This is a genomic window from Achromobacter sp. CSND-B12, from assembly GCF_052906545.1.
Window position 1 is genome coordinate 4224841 of the sequence record NZ_JBREGJ010000001.1, and the last position, 24808, is coordinate 4249648.

Here is a 24808-nt window from a genome sequence, read left to right on the forward strand (position 1 = left end):
CCAGTCGTTTTCCGCACCATGGCCATCCAGTCCGATTCGCTTTCCTCCCGTCCCGACGCGCCTCGCATCGTGGCGCCCCAGCCGGCGTCGCCCAACGAGGAGTCGATCGAACGCGCCCTGCGCCCCAAGGCGCTGGAGGAATATGTCGGCCAGCAGCGCGCCCGTGAACAACTCGAGATCTTCATCGCCGCCGCCCGCAAGCGCGGCGAAGCGCTCGACCACGTGCTGCTGTTCGGTCCGCCCGGATTGGGCAAGACCACCCTGGCCCACATCATCGCCCACGAAATGGGCGTGCAATTGCGCCAGACTTCCGGCCCCGTCCTGGAACGCCCGGGCGACCTGGCGGCGCTGCTGACCAACCTGGAAAAGAACGACGTCCTGTTCATCGACGAAATCCACCGCCTGTCGCCCGTGGTCGAGGAAATCCTCTACCCGGCGCTGGAGGACTTCCAGATCGACATCCTGATCGGCGAAGGTCCGGCCGCGCGCAGCGTCAAGCTCGACCTGCAACCGTTCACGCTGGTCGGCGCCACCACCCGCGCCGGCATGCTGACCAACCCGCTGCGCGACCGCTTCGGCATCGTGTCGCGGCTGGAGTTCTACAACGCCGACGACCTCGGCCGCATCGTCACCCGCAGCGCCGGCCTGCTCAATGCGGTCATCACGCCGGATGGCGCCGCCGAAGTGGCGCGCCGCGCCCGCGGCACGCCGCGTATCGCCAACCGCCTGCTGCGGCGCGTGCGCGATTACGCCGAGGTCAAGGCCGGCGGCACCATCGACGCCGATGTCGCCGGCCGCGCGCTGGCCATGCTGGAAGTCGATCCGCAAGGCCTGGACCTGATGGACCGCAAGCTGCTCGAAGCCATCATCCACAAGTTCGACGGCGGCCCGGTCGGCGTCGACAGCCTGGCCGCGGCCATTGGCGAAGAGCGCGACACCATCGAGGACGTGATCGAGCCCTACCTGATCCAGCACGGCTACCTGCAGCGCACGCCGCGTGGCCGCACGGCCACCCTGACCACCTGGCGCCACCTGGGCCTGACGCCGCCCGCCGGCGCCGCCAGCACCAGCGGCGAGCTGTTCGGCAAGTAAACCGTCCGGGCGTGGCGGCGGCGGGAACGCCGCCACGGGTTTATGATCCGGAGGTTTCGCTTCCGACTCTTTCCGCGTTCAAAGGACTGTTTCCATGTTGCCCGAACTGCCCACTTTCGACGATGTCGCGCGCGCCAGCGAGCGCCTGGCCGGCCACGCGCACCGCACGCCGGTGCTGACCTCGACCACGGCCGACGCCATCGCCGGCGCCTCGCTGTTCTTCAAGTGCGAGAACTTCCAGCGCATGGGGGCGTTCAAGTTCCGCGGCGGCTTCAACGCCATCGCGCGCCTGACGCCCGAGCAGCGCGCCGCCGGCGTGGTCACGTTCTCGTCGGGCAACCATGCGCAGGCGATCGCGCTGGCCTCCAAGCTGCAGGGCGTGAAGGCCACCATCATCATGCCGCTGGACGCGCCGGCGGCCAAGCGCGCCGCCACCGAAGGCTATGGCGGCCAGATCGTCACCTACGACCGCTACACCGAAGATCGCGAAGAGATCGCGCGCCGCATTCAGGCCGAGACCGGCGCCACGCTGATCCCGCCCTACGACCACGAGGACGTGATCGCGGGGCAGGGCACCGCGGCCAAGGAACTGTTCGAGGACGTCGGCGAATTGGATTACCTGTTCGTGTGCCTGGGCGGCGGCGGCCTGCTGTCGGGGTCGGCGCTGTCGGCGTACGCGCTCAGCCCGCGCTGCCTGGTCTACGGCGTCGAGCCCGAGGCCGGCAACGACGGCCAGCAATCGCTGCGCAAGGGCGAAGTCGTTCGCATCCCCGCGCCCAAGACCCTGGCCGACGGCGCCGCCACCACCCACCTGGGCCACCTGACCTTCCCGCTCATCCAGAAGCACGTGCGCGACATCGTCACCGTGACGGATGACCAGCTGGTCTCGACCATGAAGTTCTTCGCCGAGCGCATGAAGATGGTGGTGGAACCGACCGGCTGCCTGTCGTCCGCGGCCGTGCTGCAGGGCGTGGTGCCGGTGCGCGGCGCGCGCGTGGGCGTGATCATCAGCGGCGGCAACGTCGACCTTCCGGCCTACGGCAAGTTGCTGGCAAGCTGAGGGTCGGCGCCGGGCGTCGGCGGGATATCGTCCGGCGCTTTGGCCGCGCGCTTGCGGATGCGGCCCGTGCAGGGCAGAATCGGGCCTGAATCCTGAAGAACAGGGGCTGCTCCATGCGTATCCTTGTCATCGGCGGCACTGGCTTCATCGGCCGTCATCTCATCGCCCGGCTTTCGGGTGGACAGCACCAGATCCTGGTGCCCACCCGCCGCTACGGCCAGGGACGAGAACTCCAGATCCTGCCCACCGTCACCCTGCTCGCCAGCGACGTGCACGACGACGACGCACTCGACCGCCTGGCGCGCGACTGCGACGTGGTCGTCAATCTCGTCGGCATCCTGCACGGCAATGCGGGCCGCCCCTATGGCTCCGATTTCGCGCAGGCGCACGTGCACCTGCCGCAACGCATCGCCCGGGCCTGCCGCCGCCAGGGCGTGCGCCGGTTGCTGCATGTCAGCGCGCTGGGGGCGGATTCCAATGGCGGCAGCATGTACCAGCGTTCCAAGGGCGATGGCGAGGCCGCCATCCGGCAGGAGCTGGCCGATTGGCGCGAAGGGGGGTGGACGATGTTCCGCCCCTCGGTGGTGTTCGGGCCGGACGACAATTTCACCAACATGTTCGCGCGCCTGGCGCGCTGGCTGCCGGTGCTGCCGCTGGCCGGCGCGCACGCGCGCATGCAGCCGGTGTACGTGGGCGACGTGGTGTCGGCGATGCTGTCGGCGTTGGCCAACACGCATGCCTGCGGCAAGACCTACGAGCTGGGCGGACCGCAGGTCTACACCCTGGGCGAGATCGCGCGCCTGTGCGCGGGCTGGAGCGGCCATCCGCGTCCGGTGATGAGCGTGCCGATGGGCGTGGGCCGGATGCAGGCGTTGCTGTTCGAATGCTTGCCGGGGCGGCCGCTGATGTCGCGCGACAACCTCGATTCCCTGCGCAGCGACAACATCTGCGGGGCGCCGATGGCCCCCGAACTGAATGTGGTGCCGACCGGCCTGGAGGCGGTGGCGCCCGGCTACCTGGCGCCGGCGCGCTAGTACCTGGCGCCGGCGCGCTAGTGCGCGAAGCCTGCGTCGACGGGGGCAGCCCTGGGGCGTATCGCGCCTGTTGCCGCGACCAGCCCTGGTCGCAATGATCTGCGGGCGGCGCGGCCCAGGTGGCGCCCCTTCAGCGCACCAGGGCTTTCAATGCCTGCTTGATGCCGTCGGAGACGCCCACTCCCTCGGGCAACGTCTTCAGGGCCGACAGCGATTCCTTCTCGGAGTATCCCAGCGCCAGCAACGCGTTCAGGATGTCGGACTGGTTGTCGTGCACCGCGTGCGCGGTGGCGCCGATGTCCGCGCCCAGCTTGCCGCGCATTTCCAGCAGCAGGCGTTCGGCGGTTTTCTTGCCGATGCCGGGCACCCGCGTCAGGCGGCCTGATTCCTGCAGCGTGATGGCCTGCGCCAGGTCGGCCACCGACAGGCCCGACAGCACCGACAGGGCGGTGCGCGCGCCGATGCCGCTGACCTTGATCAGTTCGCGGAAGGCGCTGCGTTCGCCGGCGGTGGCGAAACCGTAGAGGATGTGGGCGTCTTCGCGCACGGTCAGGTGCGTGTACAGCGTGACGCGGGCGCCGGTTTCCGGCAGCGAGTACAGCGTGCTCATGGGCACGTCGATGTCATAGCCCAGACCGTTGACGTCCACGCAGACGGTGGGCGGCAGTTTCTCGATCAGGGTTCCGGTGATGCGTCCGATCATGGTGGCAGTGGCCTGGCAGAAGAAGAGGCCGCGTCAGTCGCGGCGAATGCGGGGATTCTATACGGGTCCGCGCGCCGCGTGGCGCGGGCCGCGGCGTTTTCAGCCCAGCAGGCGGCCGTTGCGGATGCGGGTCTTGCCGCTCAGGCTCAGGCGCGTGCCCAATTCCGTCAGCCGATCCTGCAAGGGCCCGACGTGGGCGTGGCAGATGGCGCAGGCCAGCGCGTCGGCCGAGTCGGGCGCGGGGGTGCCGTCCAGCGCCAGGAGGTGCTGCACCATCATCTGGACCTGTTCCTTGGCCGCGCGGCCGGTGCCCACCACCGCTTTCTTGATCTGCAGCGCGGTGTACTCGTGCACCGCCAGCGAACTGTCGGCCAGCGCGCACAGCGCCGCGCCGCGGGCCTGGCCCAGCAGCAGGGTCGAGGCCGGATTGGTGTTCAGGAAGACGATTTCCAGCGCGGCCACGTCGGGTTGCGTGTCGCGCGCCACCTGGCGCAGGTTGTCCAGGATGACCTTGAGGCGTTCGGATAGCGTCAGCGCCGGCGGCACCACGATGGTGCCGCTGGCGACATAACGCAGGCGCGGGCCGTCGGCATCGATCACACCGAAGCCGGTGCGGCGCAGGCCGGGATCGATGCCGAGGACGCGCATCAGTGGCGGAAGTGGCGGGTGCCGGTCAGCACCATGGCGATGCCATGCTCGTCGGCCGCGGCGATGACTTCGTCATCGCGCACGCTGCCGCCGGGCTGGATCACGCAGGTCGCGCCCGCGGCCACCACCACGTCCAGGCCGTCGCGGAACGGGAAGAAGGCATCCGACGCCACCGCCGAGCCCTTCAGCGTCAGGCCGGCGTTTTCGGCCTTGATCGAGGCGATGCGGGCCGAGTCGATGCGGCTCATCTGGCCGGCGCCGACGCCCAGCGTCATGCCGCCGCCGACGAACACGATGGCGTTGGACTTGACGTACTTGGCGACCTTCCAGGCGAACGCCAGGTCGTTCATTTCCTGCTCGGTGGGCTGGCGCTTGGTGACGACCTTCAGGGCGTCGCGCGGCACGTTGTAGGCGTCCGGACTTTGCACCAGCCAGCCGCCGCCGACGCGCTTGACGTCGAAGGCGTTCTGGCCCGTGCCCATCGGCACTTCCAGTACGCGCACGTTCTTCTTGGCGGCCAGGATGGCCAGCGCGGCGCCGTCATAGGCCGGGGCCAGCAGCACTTCCAGGAACTGGGCGCTGACGGCTTCGGCGGTGGCGGCGTCGACCGGGCGGTTGAAGGCGATGATGCCGCCGAAGGCCGAGGTCGGGTCGGTCTTGAAGGCCTGCTGGTACGCGCCCAGCGTGTCGGCCGCGACCGCCACGCCGCAGGGGTTGGCGTGCTTGACGATGACGCAGGCGGGCGCCTCGAAGCTGCGCGCGCATTCCCAGGCGGCATCGGCGTCGGCGATGTTGTTGTACGACAGTTCCTTGCCCTGCAGCTGGCGGTAGTTGCCCAGCAGGCCGGCCGGACGCTGCGCGTCGACGTAGAACGCGGCGGTCTGGTGCGGGTTCTCGCCGTAGCGCAGGGCCTGTTCCTGTCTGACCTGCAGGGTCAGGGTGCCGGGCCATTCCTGGCGGGCCGGCACGGCGTCCTGCGCCGGTTCGGCTTCGGTCAGGCTGGTCAGGTAGGCGGCGATGGCGCCGTCGTAGGCCGCGGTGTGGGCATAGACCTTGGCGGCCAGCGCCAGGCGCAGGCCGTAGGAAGTGGCGCCGCCCTGGTCCATCTCGGACAGCACGCGCGAGTAGTCGACCGGGTCGATCACCACGGTCACGCCGCCGGCTTCGGTGCCGTGGTTCTTGGCGGCGGCGCGCAGCATGGCCGGGCCGCCGATGTCGATGTTCTCGACCGCGTCGGCGAAGGTGCAATCCGGCTTGGCCACGGTTTCGCGGAACGGGTACAGGTTGACCACCAGCATGTCGATGCGATCGATGCCGGCCGCCTTGATGGTGTCCATGTGCTCGGCGCTGTCGCGACGGGCCAGCAGGCCGCCGTGGATCTTGGGGTGCAGCGTCTTGACGCGGCCGTCCAGGATCTCGGGCGAGCCGGTGTGGGCGGCCACTTCGGTGACGGTCAGGCCGGATTCGGCCAGCAGCTTGGCGGTGCCGCCGGTCGACAGCAGGCGCACGCCGCGCGCGGCCAGGGCGCGGGCAAATTCAACGATGCCGGTCTTGTCGGACACCGAAAGCAGGGCGGTTTCGATTTTCATGGTGAGGGACGGGAGTGGGGCGCGTGCGCCTGTCTCGCTTCAGGTCGGGATGGGAAATCTGTCATGCGGGGCGCGCCAGCCGGCCCGCCCGCGCGGCAATGCGCTATACCTGGATGTTGTGGGCCAGCAGCTTCTTGCGCAGGGTGTTGCGCGTGATGCCCAGCATTTCGGACGCCCGCGACTGGTTGCCGCCGGACCGTTCCAACGCCACTTCGAGGACCGGGCGCTCCACGCAGCGCATCACCATGTCCCACATGTCGTGGGGCTCGGATTCGCCCAAGTCTTCGAAATAGCGCTCCAGGCTGGCGCGCACGCATTCTTCCAGGACATCTTTCTTGCTCATCGGAGTACAGATATTTTTATGTTGGTGTTGAGGCGGTCATGCCGCCAGCAGGGCTTTCGCGACAGGCGCCGGGTTGGGGTTGCCGTCGCGGGAAAGATTGAGGAACCAATCCGACACCGCCCGCCACTGGTCGCGGGTGTTGTCGATCAGGTTCATGCGGTCGCGGAACGAGTCCGCGTCCGGCAGGCCGTCCAGATACCACCCTATGTGCTTGCGCGCCGTGCGTACGCCGGTGTGTTCGCCATAGAAGCGGTAGTGGTCGTCGAGATGTTCGAGCAGCAGTTCGCGCATTTCCCCATAGCCGGGAGGGGCCAGTGTTTCGCCCGTGCGCAGGTAGTGGTCGACTTCGCGGAAAATCCAGGGACGGCCCTGGGCCGCCCGGCCGATCATGACCGCATCGGCGCCAGTGTAATCCAGGACGCGTTTGGCTTTTTCGGGCGAGTCGATATCGCCATTGGCGATCAGCGGGATTTTCAGCTCGGCGCGGACGGCGCGGATAGTGTCATATTCCGCCTCGCCCGTATAGAGGTCGGCGCGGGTGCGCCCGTGCAGCGTCAGGGCGGCGATGCCGGCATTTTCGGCCAGCCTGGCCACCCGCAGCGCGTTGCGGCTGTCGCGGTCCCAGCCGGTGCGGGTCTTGAGGGTCACGGGGACCCCCAGCGGCGCGCAGGCCTCGACCACGGCGTCCAGGATGCGGGCGATCAGGTCTTCGTGGCGCAGCAGGGCCGAACCCGAGGCCACATTGCAGACCTTCTTCACGGGGCAGCCCATGTTGATGTCGATGATGCGCGCGCCCTTGTTGGCATTGAACACGGCCGCTTCGGCCATCATGGCCGGGTCGGCGCCGGCGATCTGCACTGAAATGGGCGCGATCTCGCCGTCGTGGTTCAGGCGGCGCGAGGTCTTGACGCTGTCCCACAGCTTGGGGTTGCTGGCGGCCATTTCCGACACGGCGTAACCGGCCCCCAATTTCTTGCAGAGCTGTCGGAAAGGACGATCCGTCACGCCCGCCATGGGCGCGACCAGAACGTTGTTGGGAAGAGTCCACGGGCCGATGCGCATGGTCACATTTTAACCGGCTCGATCGAACCCCCATTTTTTGCTCCGCAACCGCTTGGTAACAGGCGGGCAAAAAAAGGGCGAGATCAGGCCCGGAAACCCTGCAGCAGATGGCGCGCCAGCGGCGCGCGCAGGGGCGCGGCCAGGTCCAGGCCCAGCAATGCCAGGCCACAGGCGTGTTCGACCGGCGCCAGGCCGGTGGCGAAGATGCGCGGCATCAGGTCGGTGACCCCGGCGGTGATGACCCGGTCGACTTGGCGCGCGCGGGCGAAGTCGTGCAGCGCGGGGTGGGGGGTGGCGTTTGGCTGGGCCAGCCAGCCGCCCAGGGACTGGGCCAGCCTGGCGGCGTCCCGCAGCCCCAGGTTGAGCCCCTGTCCCGCCACGGGGTGCAGGGTCTGCGCCGCATTGCCGATCACGGCCACGCGGCCCTGCACCAGGGCGCGGCGCGCGCTCAGCGCCAGCGGGAAGACATGGCGCGGCGCCTGGCAGCTCAGACGACCCAGGCGGTCGCCAAAGGCCGTGCTCAGCGCCTGCGAGAAGGCGGTGTTGTCCAGCGCCGCCAGCTCGGCCGCGCGCTCGGGCGCGCTGCACCAGACCACCGAATAGGCGTCCGGCGTCTGCGGGTGCGGCAGCAACGCCAGCGGTCCTTCGGTGGTGAAGCGCTCCCAGGCCCAGCCGCGGCGCGGCAGGCTGGCGTGGGCGGTGGTCAGCAGGGCGTGCTGGCCGTATTCGCGGCGCACGTCGCTGCCCCCGGCGCCGTCGGACTGCACGGCGATGCGGCAGCTCAGCGCGGCATCGCCCTGGCTGATGCGCACGCCGTCGGCATCCTGGCCGTCCACCACGGCCGGCGGCCCGGACAGCAGCGTGACGCCGCTGGCGGCCACGCATTCTTCGAGGCGGGCGTGCAGCGCCGAGTAGGCGACCACGCAGCCCAGCTGCGGCACGTCGAAATCGGTATTGCGGATCACGCTGCGGCCGAGCCGGCCGCGCTGCGAGACGTGGATGTTGAGGATGTCCGCCGCCTTGGCGGGCCAGGCGTGCAGCGATTCCAGCAGCACGCGGCTGCCGTGGTTCATGGCCAGCACGCGCGGATCGGCCGCGGGCACGGCGGCGGCCGGCGTGACGGGCGCCGGCGACGCGCCCTGCAGCAGGGCGATGCGGGACGGGTCCGGCGCCGCGCGCGCCAGCATCAACGCCAGGACACGCCCCACGGGGCCGGCGCCGAGAATCGCAATGTCGAAGGCGGAGATAGTCATGCCGGGATTTTACCCGTCCACTACAATCCGGGTCTGCCGGCGCGGCTTGGCGTGCGCCCCCCCTGCACAGGTTGATTGACATGACGCAGCTCCAGGCTTCATCTTCGCTGTCCGCCGCAATCCCGCGCCGTCCGCGCGGCAAGGTCGCCGTCGGCCTGCTGGCCTGCCTGTTCGGCTGGCTCGGGGCGCACTGGTGGTACCTGGGCCGGCGCCATGCCTGGCTGGTGACCGTGCTGGCGCTGCTCAGCCTGTTCTGTGCGTTCCGCTATTTCCCGGTCTGGTACGACAACCCGGCCTTCTTCCTGCTGTTCATTCCCATGATCGACGGTTTCATCGAGAGCGCGGTGTTCTCGCTGATGCCCGACGAGAAGTTCGACCGCCTCTACAACTCCGGGCTGCCGCCATCCCGCAAGACCGGCTGGGGGCCGGTGCTGGTCGCCATCCTGGCCTGCCTGGTCGGCGCCACCGTGTCCATGTTCGCCATCGCGATGGTGGTGGTCTACGTCTGGGTGGCGATGGGCTGGCTGGACGGCCTGACCCTGTAGACACCTGTAGGCAGATCCCCCCCCCCCGGTCCCCCGCGGGCGGGCCTGGCGCGGCGCCCCGCCCGCGCCATCATTCGCGCATCAGCGCCTCGATCTCGCCGGCCTGCACCGGCACGCCGCGCGTGATCAGCTCGCAGCCTTCGTCCGTCACCAGCGCGTCGTCCTCGGTGCGGATGCCGATATTCCAGTAGGCCTCGGGCACGTCGTCGGCCGGGCGCACATAGATGCCGGGCTCGATCGTCAGCATCATGCCGGTCTCCAGCGTGCGCCACGGACGTTCGGCGCCGGGCGCCGCGCCCGGTTGGCGGTAGTCGCCCACGTCGTGCACGTCCAGCCCCAGCCAATGGCCGGTGCGGTGCATGTAGAAGCGGCTGTAGTCGCCCGACTCGATCACCCCGTCCAGCGAACCCTTGAGCAGTTTCAGGTCCAGCATGCCCTGCGCCAGCACGCGGACGGCGGCTTCGTGGCCGTCGTTCCAGCCGCGGCCGGGCGCGGTGGCCTGGGCCGCCGCTTCCTGGGCCGCCACCGTCAGATCGTACAGGGCGCGCTGCGGGCCGCTGTAGCGGCCGTTGACCGGAAAGGTGCGGGTGATGTCGCTGGCATAGCTGTCGACCTCGCAGCCGGCGTCGATCAGCACCAGGTCGCCGTCGCGCAGCACCGCTTCGCCGGCGGGGTAGTGCAGCACGCAGGCATTGGCGCCGGCCGCCACGATGCTGTTGTAGGCCACCGCCTGGGCGCCATGCCGGCGGAACTCGTACAGCAGTTCCGCTTCCAGTTCGTATTCGCGCATGCCGGCGCGCGTGGCCCGCATGGCGCGCGCATGGGCACCGGCGGAGATCTTGGCGGCCCGCCGCATCGCGGCGATTTCGCTGGCGTCCTTGACCAGCCGCATCTCGGCCAGGATTGGCCGGATGTCCTGCTGGCGCGCGGGCGGCTGGTGGCCGCCGCGGCTGGCTTCGCGCGCGGCCGCCAGCCAGCGGTGCAGGCGGCCGTCGCCGCGCTTGTCGCCCGCCAGCGGCGCATACAGGGTCGGCTGGTCCTGCAGCAGCTGCGGCACCAGTTCGTCCAGGGCGTCCAGCGCGTGCGCGTCGTCGAAGCCGAAATGCTCGGCCGCGGCTTCCGGGCCGAAGCGCCGGCCCTCCCAGATCTCGTGTTCGATGTGGCGCGGGCGGCAGAACAGCAGGGCGCGGTCGGTGGCGCCGGCGATCAGCACCAGCCAGGCGCCGGGCTCGGTGAAGCCGGTCAGGTAGAAAAAGTCGCTGTCGTGCCGGTACGGGTATTCGGCGTCGCGGTTGCGGATCGCTTCGGGCGCGGTGGCCAGGATCGCGATGCCGCCGCCATCGGCGCGCATCCGGTCCATCAAGCGCTGGCGGCGGGCGGCGAAGGGGGCGATATCGGTGGGAGGCAGGCTCATGGGCAAAGGGGCGCAAGGCCCGGCGGGAAGCTGTGGTGCCACTTACTTTACCCGTCGTGCCGCCGATGCGACAGTCCGGCGCCATTCCCGCGCGCGGCGCGCGGATTCACTGGACTGTCACGGGCGGACTGCTACAATCGCGGCTCTGTCATTGGGGAGTAGCCATCCTTTGTCCCCAAAGGAGTTAGCGTCAACAGACTTGGTGGTTCGGTGCCGCACCGCGGTTTCCAGGACTCCATGGCGCTAACGGTCTCCATGCCGCGGTCCGCCCGCGCATGGATCAGCCAGGCGAGACCTTTGGCCGCGTAGCGTTCACCCTGGCCGGGCGAGCCGCTGCGTCGCGCCAATTGGTTTCTGCTCGTCCGGCTCGCCTATATGTTGCTCACCCTGTTCCTGTTTTTCCTGTCCGCGGCAGTGATCTATCTCGCCTGCGAATTCTTCGTCAATGGCGTTGAATGGGTCGGACATCGCTTCCAGCTCGGCGCCACCGCGACCGGCACGGTGCTGGCCGCCTTCGGCACCGCCTTGCCGGAAAGCGCCGTGACCTTCATGGCCGTGGTGTTCGGCGACACGCCCGAACAGAAGGACATCGGCGTCGGCGCGGCCATGGGCGGCCCGCTGGTGCTGGCGACGCTGGCCTATGCCGTGGTCGGCCTGGCCTTGTGGCGCGCGCGCCGCGGCCAGCCCGCGCAAGCCAACTGTATCAACGCGGACCAGCGCCGGCTGGCCCGCGACCAGGCCTGGTTCATGGGCATCTTCGTCTTCAAGGTCGGCCTGGGCCTGCTGGCCTTCGCCTGGAAACCCTGGCTCGGCATCCTGTTCCTGGCCACCTACGGCCTGTACATCAAGCGCGAACTGAGCAACGACGAGGACTGCATCGATTGCGAGGACCTGGAACCGCTCAAGCTGCGCCCGCGCGACGACAATCCGTCGATGTTCTGGGCCGCGACCCAGACGCTGCTGGCCCTGGTCGTGATCGCCGGCGCCTCGCACGTGTTCGTCAACCAGATCGAACTGCTGGGCATCGCCATGGGCGCCTCGCCGCATGTGGCCGCGTTGCTGCTGGCGCCGGTGGCCACCGAACTGCCGGAAATCATGAACGCGCTGATCTGGGTGCGCCAGGGCAAGGAACGCCTGGCGCTGGCCAACATCTCGGGCGCCATGATGATCCAGGCCACCATTCCCAGCGCGCTCGGCATCTTCCTGACGCCCTGGCTGCTCGATGGCCCGCTGCTGGCCGCCGGCCTGTTCACCATGCTGTCCATCAGCCTGCTGTGGCTGCGTTTCCGTCGCGCCGGCATGAGCGTGCCGGCCTTGTCGGCGGTGGGCGGCTTCTACGCCCTGTTCGCGGCCTATCTGGGCTGGCATTTCTACGCGTGATCGGGCAAGGGCGCGAGGCGCCGCGGCCTCGCGCTTTTTTTGCGCACAAAAGCAATTTTTATGCCGGCAAACCTTGTCCATCAGTGGAAACCCGCGTAAAATTCTGCCCGTTATCCATCCCAGGAGCAGTCTTCGTGAATACCGATTCCGGCGAAAGTAGTCGATCTTGCATCGACGCCGCTGTTTGACAGGTCCACGCAGAACTCCGTCTGCCGCAGCCTGTTGAACAGGTTGCGGTTGTATCCCTCGGCCCGGGTTTCGTTCCGGGCAGCAGCGCAAGCCCACGGCTTGCGGGGATTCTTCCCAACATAAACGCCAGAACCGCCGCTAGTCGCAGCGTCAACGCGCGCGCACGTCTTTCCGTGCCCGTTCGCTTGGCGCCGTGTGCCTCGCGTGCGCGCGTATGCGCGAAAGCCGCTCCCATTACGCAATGGAGGTCGCTATGCGTTTCTTCGACTTGTTCCTGCGCCGCGCCGGCGTCGATCGTGCCACCGCCATGGGCCGCCGCCGCGGCACGTCGCGCCTGACGGTCATCTGCCCGCGCGATGAACTGGGCGCCCTGCGCAAGCAGATCTGCCTGGACTTCAGCGCCGCCGGGCTCGATGTGTCGCAAGTGCAGATCGACCAGGGGCGCGACCCCGGCATGGCTTCGGCCTGCATCACCGTCAATTGCCCGCCCGAACTGCGTGGCGAACTGATGTCGCAAGCCCGTCGGCTCAGCGCCAACCCCGCCGTGCGCCACGTGCATTTCGGCGCGCAACCGCTGGCGGCCTGAAGCCGCCCGTCACCCCCAGGAGAGACCATGCCCAGTGCCTTAGACCCCGAGCCTCGATTGCGCCACGTGCGCGGCGCCGGCATGCCTGTCTGACCCGTCTTCTCCCTTGCGAGCCGACTGGCCGGATAGTCACCCGGTCTAGTACGGAATCCGCAGCCCCGAACCTCCGGCCAGGCCCGCTCCTCGCGCGCCACTGCCGCCGGCCCCGGTTCTCCCGCTAGTTTCCCGTTCCGTTTTCACGCACCCGGCGCGCCTCGACGCGATCCGGACACCGGCAACATCGCCCCGGTGCCTGCGCACGCCCGTACGGGGCGACCACGACCCGCCCGGGCGGGTCGCGGCCCCGTGCTGCCCGCGCGCGGCGCCTGGCGCCTGTCGTCCGTGTCTTCCATAACAACACCAATAACGGGAACACTACGATGTTCAAATTCCTCAAGACTTTTTTCTCGTCCGCGGCCGGGCTGCGGCGCTCTGGCCGGCACTTCCGGCGTTCGCCCATGCTGGAGCAGGGCGGCGGGCAGGCCGCGGCCGACACTTCCGATGCAGCGCGCCGCGCCAACCGCCGCATGCTGGATGTGGCGCAACAGGATTTCGACGCGCTGTTCGCCCTGTTCCGCAGCGGCCGCGGCGGCCTTTCCCAGGTCCAGGCCGAAGAGGCCCGCGCGCGCTACGGCGCCAATGAGGTCGACCACGAAAAGCCGCTGACCTGGTATGCCCATCTCTGGCAATCGTTCCGCAATCCCTTCAACCTGCTGCTGACCGGCCTGGCTTCGCTGTCCTGGGTCACGGACGTGTACATGGCCGAGCCCGAGGACCAGTCGTGGAAGGGCGTCATCATCATCGGCACGATGGTGGCGATTTCGACGCTGCTGCGTTTCGTGCAGGAACGCCGTTCCAACCGCGCCGCGGAAGCGCTCAAGGCCATGGTGCAGAACACCGCCACCGTGCTGCGCAGCGACCCCGCGGGCATGGCCGAGGGCGATGCCCGCCGCTTCTTCGGCGCCACGCTGCACGCCTCCGGGTCGCGCCAGATCGAGGTGCCGCTGGCGGAACTGGTGCCCGGCGATGTGGTGCTGCTTTCCGCCGGCGACATGATCCCGGCCGATTGCCGCATCCTGGGCGCCAAGGACCTGTTCGTGGCCCAGGCGGCCCTGACCGGCGAGTCGCTGCCGGTGGAAAAGTACGCAGTGCAGCGCACCGCGACGGGCAACGCCCTGGAGTTGGAGAACATGGCCTTCATGGGAACCAACGTGGTCAGCGGCTCCGGCAGCGCCCTGGTGGTGGCGACCGGCTCCGGCACCTACTTCGGCCAACTGGCCGGGCGCGTGACCCAGGCTTCGCGCGTGCCGACGCAGTTCCAGCAGGGCATCAACCGGGTGAGCTGGGTGCTGATCCGTTTCATGCTGGTGATGGCGCCGATCGTGCTGCTGATCAATGGCTTCACCAAGGGCGACTGGCTCGAGGCGCTGCTGTTCGCGCTGGCCATCGCCGTCGGCCTGACGCCGGAGATGCTGCCGATGATCGTCACCGCCACGCTGGCCAAAGGCGCGGTGAGGATGTCCCGGCGCAAGGTCGTGGTCAAGCGGCTCGACGCGATCCAGAACCTGGGCGCGATGAACGTGCTGTGCACCGACAAGACCGGCACGCTGACGCAGGACCGCATCGCGCTCGAGCGCCACACCGATGTGTACGGCGCCACCAGCGACGACGTGCTGGCCTACGCCTATCTCAACAGTTACTACCAGACCGGCCTGAAGAACCTGCTCGACGTGGCCGTGCTGCGCCACGCCGAGGTCGAACGCAAGCTGGACCTGGCCGCCCGCTACCGCAAGATCGACGAGATTCCGTTCGATTTTTCGCGCCGCCGCATGTCGGTGGTGGTCAGCGAAACCGAAAACGGGCGTGAGCACCACGAACTTATCTGCAAGGGCGCGCTGGAGGAAATGCTGTCCGTCTGCACCCGCCTGCGGGTCGGCAGCGAGGTGCATCTGCTGACCGAGGCACGGCGTGCCGATATCCGTCGCGTGACGGCCGAACTGAACCGCGACGGCTTGCGCGTGATCGCGGTGGGCGTGCGCGAGCTGCCACCCACCCAGCAGGCCTATGGCGTGGCGGACGAGGCCGACCTGGTGTTGGTCGGATACATCGCCTTCCTCGACCCTCCCAAGGAATCCACTGGCCCGGCCCTGGCCGCGCTGCGCGATTCCGGGATCGAGGTCAAGGTCCTGACCGGGGACGTTGAACTGGTGACCCAGAAGGTATGCCGCGAAGTCGGGTTCGAAGTCCGCAAGGTGTACCTGGGCGCCGAGATCGAGGCCATGGACGACGTCAGGCTGGCCGCGGCGGTGCGCGAGGCCAATGTGTTCGCCCGCCTGACCCCGGCGCACAAGGAGCGCATCGTGCGCATGCTGCGCGCCCAGGGCAACACCGTCGGCTTCATGGGCGACGGCATCAACGACGCGCCGGCCCTGCGCGCCGCGGATGTGGGCATCTCGGTGGACTCGGCCGTCGATATCTCCAAGGAGGCCGCCGACATCATCCTGCTGGAAAAGAGCCTGATGGTGCTGGAGGATGGCGTGATCGAAGGCCGCAAGACCTTCTGCAACATGCTCAAGTACCTGAAGATGACCGCCAGCTCCAATTTCGGCAACGTCTTCTCGGTGCTGGTGGCCAGCGCCTTCCTGCCGTTCCTGCCGATGTTGCCGATCCACCTGCTGCTGCAGAACCTGATGTACGACATCTCGCAGACCGCGATTCCCTTCGACAATGTCGACGAGGAATTGCTCAAGAAGCCGCAGCAGTGGGATCCGGCCGGACTCGGGCGCTTCATGGTGTTCTTCGGCCCGATCAGCTCCATCTTCGACATCGCCACCTACGCGCTCATGTGGTACGTGTTCCAGGCCAACGCCCCCGAGCACCAGACCCTGTTTCAGTCCGGCTGGTTCGTCGAAGGCCTGTTGTCGCAGACGCTCATCGTGCATATGATCCGCACACGCAAGATTCCGTTCCTGCAGAGCCGCGCCGCCTGGCCGCTGATGGCGATGACGGTGATGGTGGTCGGGCTGGGGCTGTTCCTGCCGTTCTCGCCCCTGGCCGGCTACTTCCAGCTGCAGGCGTTGCCGTGGAGCTATTTCCCCTGGCTGGCCGGGATCCTGCTGAGCTACTGCGTATTGACCCAAATGCTCAAGGGTATCTGGGTGCGTCGCTACGGCTGGCAATAGTCAATTCGATATGTCCGGCGGCGGAGGGCCCGCCGCCGGGTTCAGGAGATGTGCATGAAAATCTCGACTGTTGCCACCACCCTGGTGGCGGGCGCGGCCAGCTGGCCGTTGGCCACCTGTGCGGCCGGCGGGGCGTCGGGCGTAGCGCTTTACGGCGTGGTCGACGCGGGCGTGGCCACCACCCATACCTCCGGCCAGGGCACGCACAACGGCCTGCTCAACGGCGGCCTGACCGACTCCCTGTGGGGCCTGCGCGGTTCCGACGACCTGGGCGACGGCTGGAGCAGCCGTTTCCAGCTCGAAAGCGGTTTCGATCCGTCCACCGGCAAGCGCGCCGACGACGACCGCCTGTTCAACTACGGCGCCTGGGTCGGTCTGGCCCATGATCGCTACGGCGACCTGCGCCTGGGGCGCCAGTACACGGTCGGCAAGACCTACGGCAACGCGCTGGAGCTGGCGTCATGGAAGGAAATGGGCATGGGCGCCACCTTCAAGGCCTCCGACAACTACCAGTTCAGCAACCTGGTCAACTATTACACGCCCACCTGGCAGGGCTTGCAGGCGGGCATCGGCTATTCCTTCGACGCCGACGGCCGCGACCGCTTCAAGACCGCGGCCAACAACCGCGCGCTGAGCCTGGGCCTGAAGTACGAGGACGGTCCCTTGCTGGCGGTCGCCACCTGGGACCAGTTGCGTCTGGCCGAGCCGCCGGCGGGCCAGGCGGGGCGGCCGCGGGCGGTGCAGCTTGGGGCGTCCTACGATTTCGAAGTCGTCAAGGTGTCGGTCGCCTGGTCGCGCCAGCGCAATGGCTACGTCGGGCTGGATGGTGGCGATCCGGACAGCCTGGGGCAGAACCTGGGGCCGGCGGCCTTTGCGCGCGGCGGCAGCGTCAACGCCTGGCTGCTGGGCGCCAGCGTGCCAGTGGGCCACGGCGCCGTGGTGGCGCAGTGGTCGCTGGCGCGGCCCGACTGGAAATGGGAGGACGGTTCGACGGCGCGCAATGCGCAATTGGTGACATTGGGGTATACGTATGACCTGTCGCCGCGCACCACGCTCTACGCGTTCGCCGGTTACGCGTCCAATTACACCCTGGACAACCAGTTCGACCCTGGCCATTCCCACACCTCGCGCTTCGGTACGGGCATTTCGCACCGGTTCTGAGCCGTACGGGGGCGGCCGGGTCTACTACAATCGACCCGGCTGCGTGTTCCGGCCCGAACCCGCCACGCCCCCGTCGGCATTTTCCGGATGACCCGCATGGACAGTCTCGAATGGCTCATACCCTGGGAGTTCTCTCCCACGCTGGTGGCCTCCTTCCTGGTGGCCATCGTGCTGTTCGTGCGCGGCCAGCGTGTGCATCACGTCACGGGCGCGCGCCGCGTGCTGTTCTGGACGGGCATGGTGCTGCTGTACCTGTCCATGCACACCCGGCTGGACTACTACGCCGAACGCATGTTCTTCATCCACCGCATCCAGCATCTGGTGCTGCACCACCTGGGGCCGTTGCTGGTGATGGCGGCATTTCCCGGGCAGGTCATGCGCGCCGGCCTGCCGATGGCGTGGCGCATCCGGCTGCGTGACTTCCTGCGCACCGGCGCCGGCCGCCTGACCGTGGCGGTGCTGACCAACAAGATCTTCGTGCCGACGCTGTTTGTGTTCCTGGTGCTGGTCTGGCTGATCCCGTCAGTGCAGTTCTATTCGATGCTCGACTGGCGGCTCTACCGCCTGATGAACTGGTCGGTGGTGATCAGCGGCTTCATGTACTGGAACCTGATCCTGGACCGCCGGCCCGCCCCGCCGGCCGCGATGACCCCGGGCGGCCGGGTGATTTCGCCGATCCTGACCATGTTGCCGCAGATGGTGGCGGGCGCCGTCATCGCCTTCACCGAAAGCGATATCTATCCCTTGTTCGAGCTGTGCGGCCGGGCCATCGCCATGTCGGCGCAGACCGACCAGACCATCGGCGGCCTGACCATGTGGATTCCCGCGGCGCTGGTCGAGGTGATCGGGTTGATGGTGGCCCTGGGGACGCTGATGCGTTTGTCGGCCAAGGGCCGCCTGCGCAAGGCCGATCGCGACGCCCTGGCGCGGGCGCGTCATGCGCGGCCGATTGGCCGCGCCCACGCAAGCGATTGATCAGGCGGCCCGTGCGGCCGCCTCGTCGTCATTCCGGCAGCAGGCCGTGGTACTTCCTGCCCAGCGCCACGGTGGCCTGGAACATCCCGGCCTTGTTGCCGCAGTCGTAGCGCGTGCCGTCGTAGCGGTGCGCATAGACAGCGCGTTCGCGCATCATCGAGGCGATGCCGTCGGTCAGCTGGATCTCATTGCCGGCGCCCATCTTGGTCGAACGCAGGTGATCGAAGATGGCGGCTTCCAGCACGTAGCGTCCCACCACCGCAAGGGTCGAGGGGGCGGCGTCGGGATCGGGCTTTTCAACGATGTGGGTGACGCGTTCGGTGCGGCCATCGCCTTCGCCATCACGGGTGGCGACGATGCCGTACTTGCGCGTGTCTTCGCGCGGCACGTCCTGTACCCCCAGCACGCTGGCGTTCTGGGCCATGGCGATATCGACCAGCTGCTTCATGGCCGGCGTGTCGGCGTCGATCAGGTCATCGGCCAGCAGCACGGCGAACGGCTCGTCGCCCACGGCCGGCGCGGCCGACAGCACGGCATGGCCCAGCCCCAGCGGCGCCGATTGACGGATATAGAGGCAATTGACGTGGGCGGGTAGAATGCCCCGCACCATGGCGAGAAGCTCGTGCTTGCCCTTGCTTTCGAGGTCGGATTCGAGTTCGGGCGCGGAGTCGAAATGGTCTTCGATGGCCCGCTTGTTGCGACCGGTGACGAAAATCAGGTCGGTGATGCCGGCGGCCACGGCTTCTTCGACGGCGTACTGGATCAACGGCTTGTCGACGACGGGCAGCATTTCCTTGGGCATCGCCTTGGTGGCGGGCAGGAAGCGCGTGCCCATGCCGGCGACGGGGAAAACGGCTTTACGGACGGGACGCATTGAAACCTCGTTGGGGGTATCGATGAAACATTTTAAGCGCATCGCTATCATAGGCTCATGAACCGCAGGAAAATGCCATCCATTTGCTCGATTGCGCAGCGGGGCGCGATCTTCGGAATCTGTGCCGCGCTGGCCGTCCCGGCCCTGCCGGCGACGGCCTGGGCCCAGCCGGTGGGGTTGCCCTCGATGGGCGCCGCATCCTCCGCGGATCTCTCGCCCGCGCTGGAGCGCAGCCTAGGCGAAGCCATCATGTCGCAGGGGCGCCGCGATCCGACCTATGTCGACGATCCCGAACTCAGCCAGTACCTGACCACCATGGGGCGCAAGCTGGCGGCGTTCTCGCCCGGGGCGGTGCCCGATGTCGAGATGTTCGGCGTGCGCGATCCCGAGATCAACGCCTTCGCCATGCCGGGCGGCTTCATCGGCGTGAACACCGGGCTGATCGTCTCCTCGGGCAGCGAATCGGAACTGGCGGCGGTGCTGGCGCACGAAATCGGCCACGTGGTGCAGCGCCATATCGCGCGCGGCATGACGCAGCAGAGCCAGAACAGCATGGTCATGCTGGCGAGCCTGGCGGGCGCGCTGCTGGCGGCCCTGGCCGGCGGTGGCGGCAACCTGGCGATGGGCGTGGCCGCGTTCGGTCAGGCCGCCGCCATCAACCGCCAGCTCGGCTTCTCGCGCGACGCCGAACGCGAGGCCGACCGGGCCGGTTTCACCATGCTGACCAAGGCCGGCTACGATGCCCAAGGCATGGCGCAGATGTTCTCGCGCCTGATGAACGCCTCGCGCCTGAACGAAGGGGCGGGCGGCGGTTCCTGGGCCAGCACCCACCCGCTGTCGATCGAGCGGATGTCCGACGTGCAGAACCGCGTGCGATCGCTGCCCGTGTCGCGCCATGTCGACAGCGACGACTTCTGGTACATCCGCGCCAAGATGCGCGTGGTGCAGGGCCGCGACGCGGTCAGCCTGCGCACGGCCGGCCAGCAGCTGCAAGACGAGGCCCAGGCCCTGTCCGGCGTGCGCCGCTCGGCGGCCTACTACGGACTGGCCTTGCAGGCCTTCCAGCGCAACAGCCTGGACGAGGCCGAGCGCCAGCTCGCGCAGGCCCAGGCCGATGGCCGCGATTCGCCGCAGATGGCCAGGCTTGCCGTCGACATCGCGCTGGCCCGCAAGGACAACCGGCGCGCGCAGGACCTGGCCCAGGCCGCCACCCGACGCTGGCCCGAGCAGCGGGCCCTGGGCATCGCCTACGCCACGGCCTTGCAGGCCAACGGCCGCCACGCCGAAGCGCAGGACTACCTGCGCGCCAAGATCAAGCAATGGGGCTCGGATGAGCCCAGCCTCTACCAGATGCTGGCGCAGAGCGAGGAACGCACCGGCAAGCCGGTGCAGGCGCGGCGCGACCTGGCGCGCTACTACGTGATGACAGGCGCCTTCGCCGCGGCGGAATCGCAACTGCAGCAGGCACGCGGCATGTCCAGCGACTTCTACGAGCAATCGCAGATCGACGTGCAGATCAAGGAAGTCAAGGACAAGCTGGCCGAAGAGCGCCAGCTGCTGGAGCGCTTCAAGTCAGGCTGACGCTCGCCGGATGCGCCGTGGGGAGCCGCCCGACGGCGGCCGTTTACAGCCCGGTTTCGAAAAAGCGGCCCAGGCGCTGCGGCAGCCAGCCCAGGTGGGCGGGAAAGGCGCCGGTCGGAAAGCCCGCGTGGCCGCCATCGGTGGGCTGGTGCAGCAGGATGCTGGACGAGCATTCGTCGGGCTTGGGCAGCGCGCTGGCGGGAATGAAGGGATCGTTCAGCGCGTTCAGCACCAGCGTCGGCACCGAGATGCGCGGCAGCCAGGGCTTGCTGGAGGCGCGCGTCCAGTAATCGAGGGCATTGCGAAAGCCGTGCATGGGCGCGGTGTAGGCATCGTCGAAGTCGCGCAGGTCGCGCGCGTGGGCGATGCGCATCACGTCGATGGCCCCGGGGTAGCGATGGGCTTTCTCCAGCACCTTGTGCTTGAGGGTCTTGAGGAAGTGGTTGGTGTAGACCTTGCGGTTGAAGAATCCGGTCGACAGGGTCTTGCCGCAGGCCACCAGGTCCAGCGGCACCGAGACGCCCGCGCAGGCGGTCAGCCAGCCGGTGTCCTCCTGGTGTTCGCCCAGGTATTTCAGCAGCGCATTGCCGCCCAGCGACACGCCCACGGCGTGCCAGCGCGCGTGCGGGATGCGGTTGCGCACCGTGTTCAGCAGGAAGCCGACTTCGGCCGAATCGCCCGAATAATAGGCCCGCGCCAGGCGGTTGGGCACGCCCGAGCAGCCGCGGAAGTGCGCGATGACCACGATCCAGCCGCGCGCCCGGAAGTGGTGCGCGATGGATTGCGCATAGCGGCTGTTGCTGCCGCCCTCCAGGCCGTGGAACAGCAGCAGCGCCGGCGTGTCGGCCGTCTGCGGCAAGGATTTCCAGTCGGCCTCGGTCATCCAGCGCGCGGCCGCGGTCTTGCCGTTGGCCACGGGTTGCTGCCCGCTGACCGGCGCGCCGTCGGCGGCCTTGTGCGGAAACAGCCCCGGCCCGGTCCAGTCGAAGTCGACGAAGTCGGTGTCGGGCGTTTCGACCCGGTCGCGCACGAAAGCGATGCGGTGGTATTGCGCGAACAGCGCGGCGTAGACCGTCTGGGCATCGCCTCCGGGGAGCCAGGAGGGAACGGGGCAGGGCGTGGTATCGAAACGAGCAGCAGCCAAAATCGACCCGATCAGTGCAGCATGTCGGGCACGTCGTGCAAGTCGAGCACCCCGGCTTCGGTGGGCGCCGAGGAGGCGTGGTGCATGACCATGCGCCAGCCCGTGGGGCCCTTGTGATAGATGTTGGTGGCGTAGCAGTTGGCGAACTGCGTGCCTTCCCGCGTGCGCACCGCCACCTGCTCGACCAGCACGTGCACCGCGCACATCATGCTCAGCATGACCAGCGGGCGCAGCGGCCGGATGTGCAGCGGGCCGTTCGCCAGCACGTGTTGCCAGGATTCGTGCACGGCCGAGTGGCCGACGATGCGCAGGCCTCCCGGATGGATGCAGACGACTTCCTCGTCGTCCGCCCACACTTGCATCAGGCGGACGGCGTCCCCCTGCTCAAGGGCTTCGTAGAACGCGTGTTCTGCTTCTTCGGGCGTGGCGAACATGATGGCGGGGCGGATGGCTGTTGAGCGGCGATTCTCAGTGGTGGCCGTGCAGCACGGTGCCGGGCTTGAGCTTGTACTCGGCGCCGCAGTAGGCGCAGCGCGCCGAGCCGGTGTGGGCGACGTCCAGGAAGACGCGCGGGTGCATGCTCCACAGCGGAGCCTTGGGGCCCGGACAGAACACAGGCAGGTCTTCGGCGCCGACTTCGATGACTTCGTGGGGGGCGGCGGCCGGGGCAGCGGCGGTCATGGAATTTCCTGAATAAAAAATACCGGTAGGACGGTAGGTTGGGGCAGTAATGCCGTCCCGCCAGGCAGGACGGCGCGAATCAGACTTTGCTCAGCCAGTGATGGTACTTCGGGTTGCGGCCATTCACCATGTCAAAAAAGGCTTTCTGCAGCTTCTCGGTGATGGGGCCGCGCCGGCCCGAGCCGATCTGGCGGTTGTCGACCTCGCGGATCGGCGTCACTTCGGCGGCGGTGCCCGTGAAGAAGGCTTCATCGGCAATGTAGACGTCGTCGCGCGTCAGGCGCTTGGTCACCACGCGCAGGCCGAAATCGGCGGCCAGCGCATGGATGGTGGAACGGGTGATGCCGGTCAGGGCCGAGGCGATCTCGGGTTCGCACAGCACGCCGTCCTTGACCAGGAACAGGTTCTCGCCGGAGCCCTCGGCCACGAAGCCTTCGGTGTCCAGCAACAGGGCCTCGTCGTAGCCGTCCTGCAGCGCCTCGGTGTTGGCCAGGATCGAGTTGGCGTAGGTGGTGGCGACCTTGGCGCGCGGCATCGTCACGTTGACGTGCTGGCGCGCGAACGACGAGACCTTGACCCGGATGCCCTGCGACAGGGCTTCCTCGCCCAGATAGGCGCCCCAGGGCCAGGCGGCGATCGCCACGTGCACCTTGGCGCCCTTGGGCGACACGCCCATCTTTTCAGGACCGTAGAACACCAGCGGCCGCAGGTAGCAGGATTCGAGCTGGTTCTCGCGCACCACCGTCCGCTGCGCCTCGTTGATCGTGTCGCGATCGAACGGCATGGGGATCTGGTAGATGTGCGCCGAGTTGAACAGGCGGTTGGTGTGGTCTTCGAGACGGAAAATCGCCGTGCCGATCTCGGAACGGTAGGCGCGCACGCCCTCGAATACCGACAGGCCATAGTGCAGGGAGTGGGTCAGGACGTGCGTGGTCGCGTCGCGCCAGGGCACGAGCTTGCCGTCATACCAGATGAAGCCATCGCGGTCAGCCATCGACATGGCCTGTCTCCCTCTCTAAACCCGAGGGCCGTATTGTATCAAGCGGCGAGGTTACAATAGCGGCCTATTCGCGCACCGGCGCGGTGCCTTGCGGCGCCCGCGGCCCCGGCGGGCGAGCAGGTTGTCGTGAGTTTCCTTCCAACAGAGTTTCCATGTCGTCCTGTCCGATTCCCCAGGGGCTTGCCGTTGTCCTCTGAGTCCGCGTTTCCCGAAACCGAAGACCCACGGGCGGTCCGCCAGGAGCGTGTCGCCGCTTTCCGTGCCGGCGTGCATGCCATCGTGCCCGCGCTCATCGCCACCGCCACCTGGGGGCTGGTGACCGGCGTGGCCATGGTCAAGTCCGGCCTCACCGAATCCATGGCCCTGGCCATGACGCTGCTGCTGTACGCCGGTTCGGCCCAGCTTACTTCGCTGCCCCTGATCGCCACCGGCGCGCCCCTGTGGCTGATCTTCGCCGCCGGCTGCGTGGTCAACCTGCGCTTCCTGATCTTCGGCGCGGCATTGCAACCCTATTTCCGCCACCTGTCGTGGCCCAAGCGGCTGGGACTGGGCTATTTCACCACCGACATGGGCTTCGTGCTGTTCATGCCGCGTTTCGGCGATGCGGCCGAGCGCGGCACCCGTGAACAGCTCTGGTATTTCATCGGCACCATCGCCCCGGGCTGGTTCGTGTGGCAGACCTCGTCGATCGTCGGCATCTACCTGGGCACCATGGTGCCGGCCGCGTGGTCGCTGGATTTTGCGGCGGTGTTGGCATTGCTGGCCATCACCGTGCCGCTGGCCAATTCCAAGCCCATGCTGGTGTCGATGCTGGCCGCGGGCGTGGTCGCCTGGACCGGCCAGGTGCTGCCGCTGCGCCTGGGCCTGGCTGCCGCGGTCATCGCCGGCGTGGTGGCCGGGATGTGGGCCGAACGCTTCTTCAAGGCGCGCGCATGACTCTCTGGCCTTCGGAAATCTACGTCTATTCTGCGATCCTGCTGCTGGCGCTGTGCAGTGTGCTGACGCGCGCCGGCTTCATGCTGTTCGGCGACTACATTCCTCTGCCCGACGGCGTGCGCCGTGCCCTGCGCTACGCGCCGGCCGCCGCGCTCACCGCCATCGTGGTGCCCGACCTGCTGCCCTGGAAGGCCGGGCTGGGCCCCATCTTCGACTACAAGCTGGTGGCAGGCATCATCGCCATCCTGGTGTTTCTGCGCACCCGCAGCGCCGTGCTGGTCATCGTGGTCGGCATGCTGGTGCTGTGGGGGCTGCGCTGGCTGGCGGGCTGAGGCCG

24 protein-coding genes and 1 riboswitch are annotated in these 24808 nt (G+C 68.2%); of the genes, 12 read left to right on the forward strand and 12 right to left on the reverse strand.

Features of this window, described 5'->3' with window-relative positions:
• Positions 1 to 18: 18 nt before the first annotated feature.
• The 3 genes from ruvB to ACUTAG_RS19860 all read left to right on the forward strand — a co-directional run bounded on the left by ruvB (position 19) and on the right by ACUTAG_RS19860 (position 3186).
• Positions 19 to 1092 (forward strand): Holliday junction branch migration DNA helicase RuvB, encoded by a 1074-nt coding sequence (gene ruvB, locus ACUTAG_RS19850; protein WP_026382640.1) that lies wholly within the window; start codon positions 19 to 21, stop codon positions 1090 to 1092.
• Positions 1093 to 1186: 94 nt separating this feature from the next.
• Complete coding sequence (locus tag ACUTAG_RS19855) at positions 1187 to 2152, forward strand: threo-3-hydroxy-L-aspartate ammonia-lyase (protein ID WP_024067862.1); 966 nt, start codon at positions 1187 to 1189, stop codon at positions 2150 to 2152.
• Between the two features lie 113 nt (positions 2153 to 2265).
• Complete coding sequence (locus ACUTAG_RS19860) at positions 2266 to 3186, forward strand: complex I NDUFA9 subunit family protein (protein WP_006388991.1); 921 nt, start codon at positions 2266 to 2268, stop codon at positions 3184 to 3186.
• Between the two features lie 130 nt (positions 3187 to 3316).
• Here ACUTAG_RS19860 and ruvA read toward each other — a convergent pair whose 3' ends face one another.
• From ruvA to ACUTAG_RS19890, 6 genes are all read right to left on the reverse strand, one after another.
• A complete protein-coding gene (ruvA, locus tag ACUTAG_RS19865) occupies positions 3317 to 3889 on the reverse strand; it encodes a Holliday junction branch migration protein RuvA (RefSeq protein ID WP_006388992.1) in 573 nt (190 codons plus the stop codon).
• A gap of 99 nt (positions 3890 to 3988) precedes the next feature.
• Positions 3989 to 4537 carry a crossover junction endodeoxyribonuclease RuvC gene (ruvC, locus tag ACUTAG_RS19870; RefSeq protein ID WP_006388993.1) on the reverse strand — a complete coding sequence of 183 codons (549 nt, stop codon included), beginning with the start codon at positions 4535 to 4537 and terminating at the stop codon, positions 3989 to 3991.
• Complete coding sequence (gene purH, locus ACUTAG_RS19875; protein ID WP_049057796.1) at positions 4537 to 6126, reverse strand: bifunctional phosphoribosylaminoimidazolecarboxamide formyltransferase/IMP cyclohydrolase; 1590 nt, start codon at positions 6124 to 6126, stop codon at positions 4537 to 4539. The genes ruvC and purH overlap by 1 nt, the downstream gene beginning before the upstream one ends.
• Before the next feature lie 103 nt (positions 6127 to 6229).
• The gene (locus ACUTAG_RS19880) at positions 6230 to 6469 is read right to left on the reverse strand and encodes a helix-turn-helix domain-containing protein (protein WP_006217670.1); all 240 of its coding nucleotides are present in this window, start codon (positions 6467 to 6469) and stop codon (positions 6230 to 6232) included.
• A 36-nt stretch (positions 6470 to 6505) separates the two neighbouring features.
• On the reverse strand, positions 6506 to 7531 hold the full coding sequence (gene dusB, locus ACUTAG_RS19885; RefSeq protein WP_035199573.1) for a tRNA dihydrouridine synthase DusB: 1026 nt from the start codon (positions 7529 to 7531) through the stop codon (positions 6506 to 6508).
• Positions 7532 to 7614: 83 nt separating this feature from the next.
• Positions 7615 to 8784: a UbiH/UbiF/VisC/COQ6 family ubiquinone biosynthesis hydroxylase gene (locus ACUTAG_RS19890; RefSeq protein WP_148319094.1), complete on the reverse strand. Its 1170-nt coding sequence runs from the start codon at positions 8782 to 8784 to the stop codon at positions 7615 to 7617.
• An 80-nt stretch (positions 8785 to 8864) separates the two neighbouring features.
• Here ACUTAG_RS19890 and ACUTAG_RS19895 point away from each other — a divergent pair, with 80 nt between their 5' ends.
• The gene (locus ACUTAG_RS19895; RefSeq protein ID WP_148319092.1) at positions 8865 to 9329 is read left to right on the forward strand and encodes a hypothetical protein; all 465 of its coding nucleotides are present in this window, start codon (positions 8865 to 8867) and stop codon (positions 9327 to 9329) included.
• 70 nt (positions 9330 to 9399) lie between these two features.
• Here ACUTAG_RS19895 and ACUTAG_RS19900 read toward each other — a convergent pair whose 3' ends face one another.
• The gene (locus tag ACUTAG_RS19900) at positions 9400 to 10743 is read right to left on the reverse strand and encodes an aminopeptidase P N-terminal domain-containing protein (protein ID WP_020924982.1); all 1344 of its coding nucleotides are present in this window, start codon (positions 10741 to 10743) and stop codon (positions 9400 to 9402) included.
• A 134-nt stretch (positions 10744 to 10877) separates the two neighbouring features.
• A riboswitch (yybP-ykoY riboswitch) is annotated at positions 10878 to 11040 on the forward strand.
• A gap of 78 nt (positions 11041 to 11118) precedes the next feature.
• Between ACUTAG_RS19900 and ACUTAG_RS19905 the strand changes: the two genes are divergently transcribed.
• The 5 genes from ACUTAG_RS19905 (at position 11119) to ACUTAG_RS19925 (ending at position 18255) form a co-directional block, all read left to right on the forward strand.
• Entirely contained in the window at positions 11119 to 12123 is a 1005-nt protein-coding gene (locus ACUTAG_RS19905) for a sodium:calcium antiporter (RefSeq protein ID WP_006388998.1), read from the forward strand.
• A gap of 442 nt (positions 12124 to 12565) precedes the next feature.
• The gene (locus ACUTAG_RS19910) at positions 12566 to 12898 is read left to right on the forward strand and encodes a hypothetical protein (RefSeq protein ID WP_026382636.1); all 333 of its coding nucleotides are present in this window, start codon (positions 12566 to 12568) and stop codon (positions 12896 to 12898) included.
• 419 nt (positions 12899 to 13317) lie between these two features.
• Positions 13318 to 16119 (forward strand): magnesium-translocating P-type ATPase, encoded by a 2802-nt coding sequence (mgtA, locus tag ACUTAG_RS19915; RefSeq protein WP_148319090.1) that lies wholly within the window; start codon positions 13318 to 13320, stop codon positions 16117 to 16119.
• 54 nt (positions 16120 to 16173) lie between these two features.
• A complete protein-coding gene (locus ACUTAG_RS19920; RefSeq protein WP_054472863.1) occupies positions 16174 to 17280 on the forward strand; it encodes a porin in 1107 nt (368 codons plus the stop codon).
• 87 nt (positions 17281 to 17367) lie between these two features.
• Positions 17368 to 18255, forward strand: a complete 888-nt coding sequence (locus ACUTAG_RS19925) for a cytochrome c oxidase assembly protein (protein ID WP_006389002.1) — start codon at positions 17368 to 17370, stop codon at positions 18253 to 18255.
• A 28-nt stretch (positions 18256 to 18283) separates the two neighbouring features.
• On the opposite strand, the gene galU is transcribed toward ACUTAG_RS19925, so the two are convergent.
• A complete protein-coding gene (gene galU, locus ACUTAG_RS19930; protein WP_024067870.1) occupies positions 18284 to 19129 on the reverse strand; it encodes a UTP--glucose-1-phosphate uridylyltransferase GalU in 846 nt (281 codons plus the stop codon).
• Positions 19130 to 19201: 72 nt separating this feature from the next.
• Between galU and ACUTAG_RS19935 the strand changes: the two genes are divergently transcribed.
• Positions 19202 to 20710, forward strand: a complete 1509-nt coding sequence (locus tag ACUTAG_RS19935) for a M48 family metalloprotease (protein ID WP_162838330.1) — start codon at positions 19202 to 19204, stop codon at positions 20708 to 20710.
• Positions 20711 to 20753: 43 nt separating this feature from the next.
• On the opposite strand, the gene ACUTAG_RS19940 is transcribed toward ACUTAG_RS19935, so the two are convergent.
• The 4 genes from ACUTAG_RS19940 to ACUTAG_RS19955 form a co-directional block, all read right to left on the reverse strand.
• The gene (locus ACUTAG_RS19940; RefSeq protein ID WP_006389005.1) at positions 20754 to 21854 is read right to left on the reverse strand and encodes a YheT family hydrolase; all 1101 of its coding nucleotides are present in this window, start codon (positions 21852 to 21854) and stop codon (positions 20754 to 20756) included.
• Positions 21855 to 21865: 11 nt separating this feature from the next.
• Complete coding sequence (locus ACUTAG_RS19945; RefSeq protein WP_006389006.1) at positions 21866 to 22288, reverse strand: YybH family protein; 423 nt, start codon at positions 22286 to 22288, stop codon at positions 21866 to 21868.
• Between the two features lie 34 nt (positions 22289 to 22322).
• A complete protein-coding gene (locus tag ACUTAG_RS19950) occupies positions 22323 to 22535 on the reverse strand; it encodes a zinc-finger domain-containing protein (RefSeq protein ID WP_006389007.1) in 213 nt (70 codons plus the stop codon).
• Positions 22536 to 22614: 79 nt separating this feature from the next.
• A complete protein-coding gene (locus ACUTAG_RS19955; protein ID WP_006389008.1) occupies positions 22615 to 23535 on the reverse strand; it encodes a branched-chain amino acid transaminase in 921 nt (306 codons plus the stop codon).
• Between the two features lie 186 nt (positions 23536 to 23721).
• Here ACUTAG_RS19955 and ACUTAG_RS19960 point away from each other — a divergent pair, with 186 nt between their 5' ends.
• A complete protein-coding gene (locus ACUTAG_RS19960; protein ID WP_006389009.1) occupies positions 23722 to 24471 on the forward strand; it encodes an AzlC family ABC transporter permease in 750 nt (249 codons plus the stop codon).
• Positions 24468 to 24803 carry an AzlD domain-containing protein gene (locus ACUTAG_RS19965; protein ID WP_006389010.1) on the forward strand — a complete coding sequence of 112 codons (336 nt, stop codon included), beginning with the start codon at positions 24468 to 24470 and terminating at the stop codon, positions 24801 to 24803. The genes ACUTAG_RS19960 and ACUTAG_RS19965 overlap by 4 nt, the downstream gene beginning before the upstream one ends.
• The last annotated feature ends 5 nt before the right edge of the window (positions 24804 to 24808 follow it).

Excerpts from the sequence above, each read along its gene's own strand:
- ruvB (WP_026382640.1), top strand. The coding sequence starts at position 19 with ATGGCCATCCAGTCCGATTCGCTTTCCTCCCGTCCCGACGCGCCTCGC.
- ACUTAG_RS19855 (WP_024067862.1), top strand. The coding sequence starts at position 1,187 with ATGTTGCCCGAACTGCCCACTTTCGACGATGTCGCGCGCGCCAGCGAG.
- ACUTAG_RS19860 (WP_006388991.1), top strand. The coding sequence starts at position 2,266 with ATGCGTATCCTTGTCATCGGCGGCACTGGCTTCATCGGCCGTCATCTC.
- ruvA (WP_006388992.1), bottom strand. The coding sequence starts at position 3,889 with ATGATCGGACGCATCACCGGAACCCTGATCGAGAAACTGCCGCCCACC.
- ruvC (WP_006388993.1), bottom strand. The coding sequence starts at position 4,537 with ATGCGCGTCCTCGGCATCGATCCCGGCCTGCGCCGCACCGGCTTCGGT.
- purH (WP_049057796.1), bottom strand. The coding sequence starts at position 6,126 with ATGAAAATCGAAACCGCCCTGCTTTCGGTGTCCGACAAGACCGGCATC.
- ACUTAG_RS19880 (WP_006217670.1), bottom strand. The coding sequence starts at position 6,469 with ATGAGCAAGAAAGATGTCCTGGAAGAATGCGTGCGCGCCAGCCTGGAG.
- dusB (WP_035199573.1), bottom strand. The coding sequence starts at position 7,531 with ATGCGCATCGGCCCGTGGACTCTTCCCAACAACGTTCTGGTCGCGCCC.
- ACUTAG_RS19890 (WP_148319094.1), bottom strand. The coding sequence starts at position 8,784 with ATGACTATCTCCGCCTTCGACATTGCGATTCTCGGCGCCGGCCCCGTG.
- ACUTAG_RS19895 (WP_148319092.1), top strand. The coding sequence starts at position 8,865 with ATGACGCAGCTCCAGGCTTCATCTTCGCTGTCCGCCGCAATCCCGCGC.
- ACUTAG_RS19900 (WP_020924982.1), bottom strand. The coding sequence starts at position 10,743 with ATGAGCCTGCCTCCCACCGATATCGCCCCCTTCGCCGCCCGCCGCCAG.
- ACUTAG_RS19905 (WP_006388998.1), top strand. The coding sequence starts at position 11,119 with ATGTTGCTCACCCTGTTCCTGTTTTTCCTGTCCGCGGCAGTGATCTAT.
- ACUTAG_RS19910 (WP_026382636.1), top strand. The coding sequence starts at position 12,566 with ATGCGTTTCTTCGACTTGTTCCTGCGCCGCGCCGGCGTCGATCGTGCC.
- mgtA (WP_148319090.1), top strand. The coding sequence starts at position 13,318 with ATGTTCAAATTCCTCAAGACTTTTTTCTCGTCCGCGGCCGGGCTGCGG.
- ACUTAG_RS19920 (WP_054472863.1), top strand. The coding sequence starts at position 16,174 with ATGAAAATCTCGACTGTTGCCACCACCCTGGTGGCGGGCGCGGCCAGC.
- ACUTAG_RS19925 (WP_006389002.1), top strand. The coding sequence starts at position 17,368 with ATGACCCGCATGGACAGTCTCGAATGGCTCATACCCTGGGAGTTCTCT.
- galU (WP_024067870.1), bottom strand. The coding sequence starts at position 19,129 with ATGCGTCCCGTCCGTAAAGCCGTTTTCCCCGTCGCCGGCATGGGCACG.
- ACUTAG_RS19935 (WP_162838330.1), top strand. The coding sequence starts at position 19,202 with ATGCCATCCATTTGCTCGATTGCGCAGCGGGGCGCGATCTTCGGAATC.
- ACUTAG_RS19945 (WP_006389006.1), bottom strand. The coding sequence starts at position 22,288 with ATGTTCGCCACGCCCGAAGAAGCAGAACACGCGTTCTACGAAGCCCTT.
- ACUTAG_RS19950 (WP_006389007.1), bottom strand. The coding sequence starts at position 22,535 with ATGACCGCCGCTGCCCCGGCCGCCGCCCCCCACGAAGTCATCGAAGTC.
- ACUTAG_RS19955 (WP_006389008.1), bottom strand. The coding sequence starts at position 23,535 with ATGTCGATGGCTGACCGCGATGGCTTCATCTGGTATGACGGCAAGCTC.
- ACUTAG_RS19965 (WP_006389010.1), top strand. The coding sequence starts at position 24,468 with ATGACTCTCTGGCCTTCGGAAATCTACGTCTATTCTGCGATCCTGCTG.